We start from the raw sequence: 5,912 nt of genomic DNA on the forward strand, positions 1-5,912 counted from the left end.
ACGACGAGGAGTATTGGGGATACTTCGAGGAGGAGCAACATGGCCAGCGGTGGTCAGAACCGGCGAAATGGAAGAGTCGTTCTTCCGCGGGCCCCAAGGAATCACGGATCCGGCGCTTCCGGCAAGGCCGTTGGTGGGCCATCGTGCCACCTTGGCTCGCACGCGAACACCTCGGCGAACACCCTGCCGGTCTGTTTCGCAAGCCGCTCGAGGTCGATGGGCCGCCCTGTTTCGCGAGCAACCGAGGTGACCTGGCAGTTGCTGATCCCGCAGGGCACGATCAGCCCGAAGTTCTCGAGGTCGGTTTCGGCGTTTAGCGCGAAGCCGTGCTTGGTCACCCAGCGGCTGATGCGCACCCCCACCGCCCCCAGCTTGCGATCGTCGACCCACACCCCCCGCAGCCCGTCGATTCGACGCGCTCGGAGCCCGTACAGCATCGCCAGCCGAATCATGACCTCCTCGAGATCGGTCACGTAGCGGCGCACGTCGCGCCGATCGGGGCCGAGGTCCAGGATGGGGTAGCCGACCAGCTGTCCTGGGCCGTGGTAGGTGGCGTCGCCGCCGCGGCCGCTGTCTCGGAGCTGAACTCCGCGGCGGTCCAGCTCCTCGCGGGTATGCAGCACGTGTTCCGGCCGACCGCCGCGTCCCATGGTCACCACCGGATCGTGCTCGAGCAGCAGCAAGGTATCCGCGGCGGCGCGGCCGCGGCGCAGCTCGACCAGCCTGTCCTGCAGTGCGAGAGCCGCGTCGTAGCCGATGCGACCGAGCCAATGGACCGACAGCGACCTAAGCTGCATGACCGAGCCCGTGTCGGTCACCAACGTCGAACCGCGCAGGCGCCTCCAACCGCATCAGGTACAGCACGAGCGATCAGTTGCGGATGTGGATCGCTTCCCCGACGGCGTGCTTGAACGACTCCATGACCGACTCGCTCAGCGTGGGATGGGGATGCACGGTCAGGCCCACATCTTCAGCGAACGCGCACATTTCGAGCGCCAGCGCCCCCTCGGCGATGAGGTCGGAGGCCTCGGGTCCGACGATGCCCACGCCGAGCAGCTGCTTGCCCTTGGCATCTATGATCGTCTTGACGAAACCGTGCGTCTCGTTCACGGCCATGGCGCGACCCGAGACGGCGAAGGGGAACTTGCCGATCTTGATGTCGCGACCCTGCCTGCGCGCTTCGGTCTCGCTCAAGCCTACGGTCGCGATCTCCGGGTCCGTGAAGATGGCGGCCGGCATGGCGCGCCAGTCGCGGGCCGCCTTGTGACCCGCGATGACCTCGGCTGCGATTTCGCCTTCCTTCGAAGCTTTGTGGGCCAAGTAAGGAGGCCCGCTCACGTCACCGATCGCGTAGATGCCGGGAACGTTGGTCTGGATGAGCTCGTTGGTGATGAGATGCCCGCGTTCGTCGGTGGCCACGCCGGCCGCCTCGAGGCCGATCGACTTGGACAACGGCCTGAACCCCACCGCCACCAGCACCTTGTCGGCCTCGATTTCCCGGGTCTCGTTGTGGTAGTCAACGCGAACGCGCGCCTTGCCATCGCGGACCTGGCAGTCTGTGGCGCGAGCCTGCAGCAGGACCTCGCCGCCGGCCTTCTTGAAGTTCTGTTGCACGACCTTGACCATGTCGAGGTCCACGCCCGGCAGCAGTTGATCCATCAGCTCGACCACGATCACGCGCGAGCCGAGCTTCTGGTAGACCATACCGAGCTCCATGCCGATGATGCCTCCTCCGATCAGGAGCAAGGTTTTTGGCACGTGCTGCAAACTAACGGCCTCGCGGGCCGTGATCAGCACCTCGCCGTCTGTATCGAAGCCTGGAATGCGGATCGGCTCCGCGCCCGTCGCAACGATGATGCCCTTGGTCGCCTGATAGCTCTCGACCGAACCGTCCTCCTTGGTCACATCCACCGAGCGCGGGCCCGTGAGCTTGCCTTCGCCCATGACGATGGTGCCGCCGCTACCCTTGACCAGGTTGCGCACGCCGCCGGTAAGCCGCGACACGATACCGTCTTTCCATGACTGCATCTTGCCGACATCGACGTTCAGGCCGGCGGTCGTGATCCCCATGATCTCGGCGCGCCGCAGCTTGTCTACTAGACCCGAAGCAGCGATCAGCGCCTTGGAAGGGATGCAGCCCCAGTTGAGGCACACTCCGCCCACGTACTCCCGTTCGACCAGCAGAGTCCTTTGCTCGAGCTGACCGAGCCGTATGGCGGCTACGTAGCCGCCAGGGCCGCTGCCAATCACGATCGCATCGTAGGTGTTGTCGCCGGACATGATCTGCGTCCTCGCTGTTTGATGGCCAAAAAGCTCAGGGTTCCATCCTGGAATAGCTCGAGCGGCTATTGTTGGACCCTAACCGTTGTCGACGTATCGTCAACTGCAGCGTGCGAAGCCACGCTCGTAGCCGCCTACTGGCGGCGCCGCAGCCTGCGCAGTATGGTCGGGACCAGGATGCCGAAACGGGATGGCTGGCTCGCGTGGCGGCAAAGCGTACCAGCCCGCAGCCGGCACGTGGGGTCCCGTTGTCTGGGACGACCCCCAGCGTTGCTTGCGTTCGCCGCGTGGCTGGCGTGTGCCGCGCCGGGATGCCGCCACAAGGTGAGCGATGCGACCCCCGACGGTGCGGTGAGCCTGTTTCTGGCGGCCATGGATCGCAGCCGGCACGACCGGGAGGCCGTCCGGGCTGCCTATGCGCTCTTGAGTGAGCCGGCACGCCGCGCCCTGGCGCGTCGCGCGCGCCGGGCGGTGACGCTTGCGGGCCGGAGCTTCGAGCCCTGGGAGATGATCGCTGCCGGCCGCTTCCGCCTGCGGTTCACGCCCTCGGAGACTGCATCCTTGAAGGTGCGGCAACGGCAGGGACGCACGCTGGTCGTGGTTCAGTCGGAGGACTCCTCCCACCTGGTCGAGGTACCGGTGGTCCAGGAGGGCGGGCGCTGGCGTCTCGCCCTGACCCTTCCTGATCCGCCGGGCGGTTTCGAGAGGGAGGTGTCAGGCGAAGGACCAAGCCTGTGATATGGTGCGCAGCGTGCGTCGAACGTTCGCACCACGACCGGCACGCCTGCATCCTTGCTCGGGGGCGGTTGCGCTTCGCTTGCTCTCGTTTTCTTGTGGCATTGGGCTCTTGGGCTGTGCGGGAGGCCTTCAGCTCGGCATGGTACAGGCGGCGTACCAGCGTCCCAGCAACGTGGCGGTGTTCTTCACCGTCGAGACTCGTGAGGCCGTCCCCGTGGCAGACCTGCTCGCCACCGACTTCAACATCTACGAAGACGGGCAACTCGTTTCGCTAAACGAGAGCCGCCAGACGATCGTGAATCCGGAGATCGCCGCCGAGCACTACACGATTCTGCTGGTCGACATCAGCGCGAGCGTCACCGAGAGCGGGCAGGCGCAGCTGGTCTACGCGGCGGCATCGGAGTTCCTCTCGACTCTGCAAGCCTACCAGCGCGTCGCCGTGTACGCCTTTGACGGGGCCGCCAAGCTCTACGTGGTGACTCCCTTCACGCGTTCGGGGCGCAGGACGTCCCGAGGTCTGGTGCGGCTCGACCGCTTGCGGGGCAGAGATCCCTCCACCAACCTGCACGGCGCCGTGGTGGAAGCGCTGGGCGAGCTCGATCGAGGCATCGTGCGTTCCCGCGCACCGTTGCGTTTCGGTACCTTGGTTGTGTTCACCGACGGTACCGATCGCGCCCACCGAGTGTCCTACGGCGACATGATGAACGCGTTGGACGAGAGTGCCCACTCGGTATACGCCATCGGCGTCGGGGGCGAAATCGACGATGGCACCCTGGGTGACATCGGCCGGGACGGCTACCTGCGTGTCGAGGACGCCGGGGCCCTGGCAGAGGGTTTCCGCCAGATCGGCAAACGCATCATCCAGGTCATGCGTAGCTACTACCTTCTGAGCTACTGCAGTCCCGCACGAGCCGGACTGCACACGGTCACGGTCGAGGCAGTTTCGCAGATGCTTGGCAAGGGCGCGTTGAGTTACGACTTCGATGCTTCGGGGTTCCGGCCCGGATGCGATCCCAACCGGCCACCGCCTTTCGACACCTCCCGGCTGGGCGCGCCCCGGCGCCCGTCGCGCAAGCGTGGACCCGCGCTCAACCTCGAGATCAGGGCGCAAGCCGACGTCTCGGTCGGCTCCTGACACAGCCCATCACCAGACGGCGGACCTGTAGTTGGCCAAAACCGCCTTGTCTCGCGTGACCAGCGGTTGGTCGTCCAGCGCCGCCTGAGCGACTATCAGACGATCGAACGGGTCCCGAGTCCATCGCAGTCGCTTCGCCATCTCGACGACTGCATGGAACGGCTTGCCGCAGACCCGGATTTCGAGCGCCGTCCTAACGTGCGCGAAAACGTCCCGCGATGAAAGACGCAAACGTCCAATCTCATGCAGATACTCGACTTCCAGTTCCACCATCGGAGAAACCAGAAGTTGCACAGCCTCTCGGATCCGGTTCTTGGCTGTGTTCGATAGCTGGTCGGGAGCAGCCGCAAGCCAACCGATGACGTTCGTATCCAAGTAGATCACGGACGCCACTCGCCCGACCAGTCCACGTGCTCGAGGTCGGCCGGATCCCCGACGATCAAGTCCGGCAGTGGTTGGATACGAGCGAGAGGGTCCGGTGAGTCCACCCGGCTGATGCGCAGGACATGCCCTTTGCGTTCTATCTCCAGCGGCTTGCCAGTTTCCAAAACGGAATCGAGCAGCCGGTAGATGTCGCGGCGCAAGTCGGTTGCCGTAGTCATGTACGTACGATATCAGTAAACTGTACGTACGTCCAGGAAACCCATCCCGGGGTCACCCCGATGAGGGTCACCTCGATGAGGGTTACGTACGTCTAGGGAACCTATCCCGGGGTCATCCCGATGAGGGTTGCGCCTGGACTTGGGTGTCGCCCGAGCCGTTGCTGCCTGGGTCGCCCCCGGAGTGGAATCTCGCCACCGCGAGCAGCGAGACGACGGCCAGGAGCGTGAAACCTGCGAGGGGCACCCAGGAGGGCGTGTCGGCCGCTTCGTCGTGTACTTCCGGGAGCCCCGGAGGTTCGCTTTGGCCGGATGCGCCTTGTGGTTGTGGAGACGACATGCTCGGGACCTTGGCCCATTTGTGGGTCCTATTCAAGTCCGGCGTGTCGAGGAACGCCGGCACACAGATCGCTCACGGCGGTCGGCATGGTGGCGTTGGCGGTGGTGCCGTTGCCGAGCTGCCCGAGGTCGTTGCGTCCCCAGCAGTGCACCCGGCCCGTGTCCAGGCGGGCGCAAACGTGGTCCGCGCCCGCGGCAACTTCGACAGCCGTAGTCAATCCCGTGACGTCGAGCGGCGAGGTGCTGTCCGTGGTGTTGGAGCTGCCAAGCTGCCCGGACTGATTGCGTCCCCAGCACTTGGCATCTCCCGTGGCGAGCAGCGCGCAGGTGTGGCTACGGCCTGCGCTGACTTCGACTGCAGCAGCGACCCCCGCGACAGCGACCGGCATGTTGCTGTTCATCGTGGTTGCGTCTCCGAGCTGGCCTCGGCTGTTGTCGCCCCAGCAAACCAGGTGGCCGCTGCTCGGTCGCGCGCACGTGTGGTCGCGGCCAGCGACGATTTCGGCTGCGTCGACAAGCCCGGCAACGGCGACCGGCATGGCACTGCTGGTCGTTGACCCGTCTCCGAGCTGCCCCACGTCGTTTCGTCCCCAGCAACTTACCTGGCCACTGTTGAGTCGAGCGCAGCTGTGGTCTGCTCCCGCGGCGATTTCGACGGCGTCTGTGACGCCCGCAACGTCGACCGGAGTGCTGTGATCGGTGGCTGCCACCGCCCCAAGCTGCCTGGCGCTGTTACGGCCCCAGCACTTGAGGTGGCCGCTCTTCAGTCGCGCACAGGTGTGGTCACGCCCCGCGCTGACTTCCGCAGCATCGGTCAGGCC

The 5,912-nt window shown here is 65.5% G+C and carries 8 protein-coding genes; 2 read left to right on the forward strand and 6 right to left on the reverse strand.

The window, feature by feature from the left end; all coding sequences use genetic code 11:
- Positions 1-101: 101 nt before the first annotated feature.
- Entirely contained in the window at positions 102-797 is a 696-nt protein-coding gene (gene lipB, locus MJD61_11015; protein ID MCG8555799.1) for a lipoyl(octanoyl) transferase LipB, read from the reverse strand.
- A 73-nt stretch (positions 798-870) separates the two neighbouring features.
- Positions 871-2,280: a dihydrolipoyl dehydrogenase gene (lpdA, locus tag MJD61_11020; GenBank protein MCG8555800.1), complete on the reverse strand. Its 1,410-nt coding sequence runs from the start codon at positions 2,278-2,280 to the stop codon at positions 871-873.
- Positions 2,281-2,604: 324 nt separating this feature from the next.
- On the opposite strand from lpdA, the gene MJD61_11025 reads away from it, so the two are divergent.
- Both MJD61_11025 and MJD61_11030 read left to right on the forward strand, forming a co-directional pair.
- Positions 2,605-3,018 carry a hypothetical protein gene (locus MJD61_11025; protein MCG8555801.1) on the forward strand — a complete coding sequence of 138 codons (414 nt, stop codon included), beginning with the start codon at positions 2,605-2,607 and terminating at the stop codon, positions 3,016-3,018.
- A gap of 13 nt (positions 3,019-3,031) precedes the next feature.
- Entirely contained in the window at positions 3,032-4,153 is a 1,122-nt protein-coding gene (locus tag MJD61_11030; protein ID MCG8555802.1) for a VWA domain-containing protein, read from the forward strand.
- A gap of 9 nt (positions 4,154-4,162) precedes the next feature.
- Here the strand turns inward: MJD61_11030 and MJD61_11035 are convergent, their stop codons facing one another.
- The 4 genes from MJD61_11035 to MJD61_11050 form a co-directional block, all read right to left on the reverse strand.
- Positions 4,163-4,537 (reverse strand): PIN domain-containing protein, encoded by a 375-nt coding sequence (locus MJD61_11035; GenBank protein ID MCG8555803.1) that lies wholly within the window; start codon positions 4,535-4,537, stop codon positions 4,163-4,165.
- The gene (locus MJD61_11040; protein MCG8555804.1) at positions 4,534-4,755 is read right to left on the reverse strand and encodes a type II toxin-antitoxin system Phd/YefM family antitoxin; all 222 of its coding nucleotides are present in this window, start codon (positions 4,753-4,755) and stop codon (positions 4,534-4,536) included. Before MJD61_11040 ends, MJD61_11035 begins: the two co-directional genes overlap by 4 nt.
- Before the next feature lie 112 nt (positions 4,756-4,867).
- Positions 4,868-5,092, reverse strand: a complete 225-nt coding sequence (locus tag MJD61_11045) for a hypothetical protein (protein ID MCG8555805.1) — start codon at positions 5,090-5,092, stop codon at positions 4,868-4,870.
- Positions 5,093-5,120: 28 nt separating this feature from the next.
- Positions 5,121-5,912, reverse strand: a 792-nt coding sequence (locus MJD61_11050) for an RCC1 repeat-containing protein (GenBank protein MCG8555806.1), incomplete at its 5' end; no start/stop codon positions are given.

The organism is Pseudomonadota bacterium, assembly GCA_022361155.1.
In the GTDB taxonomy this organism is placed as follows: domain Bacteria; phylum Myxococcota_A; class Polyangia; order Polyangiales; family JAKSBK01; genus JAKSBK01.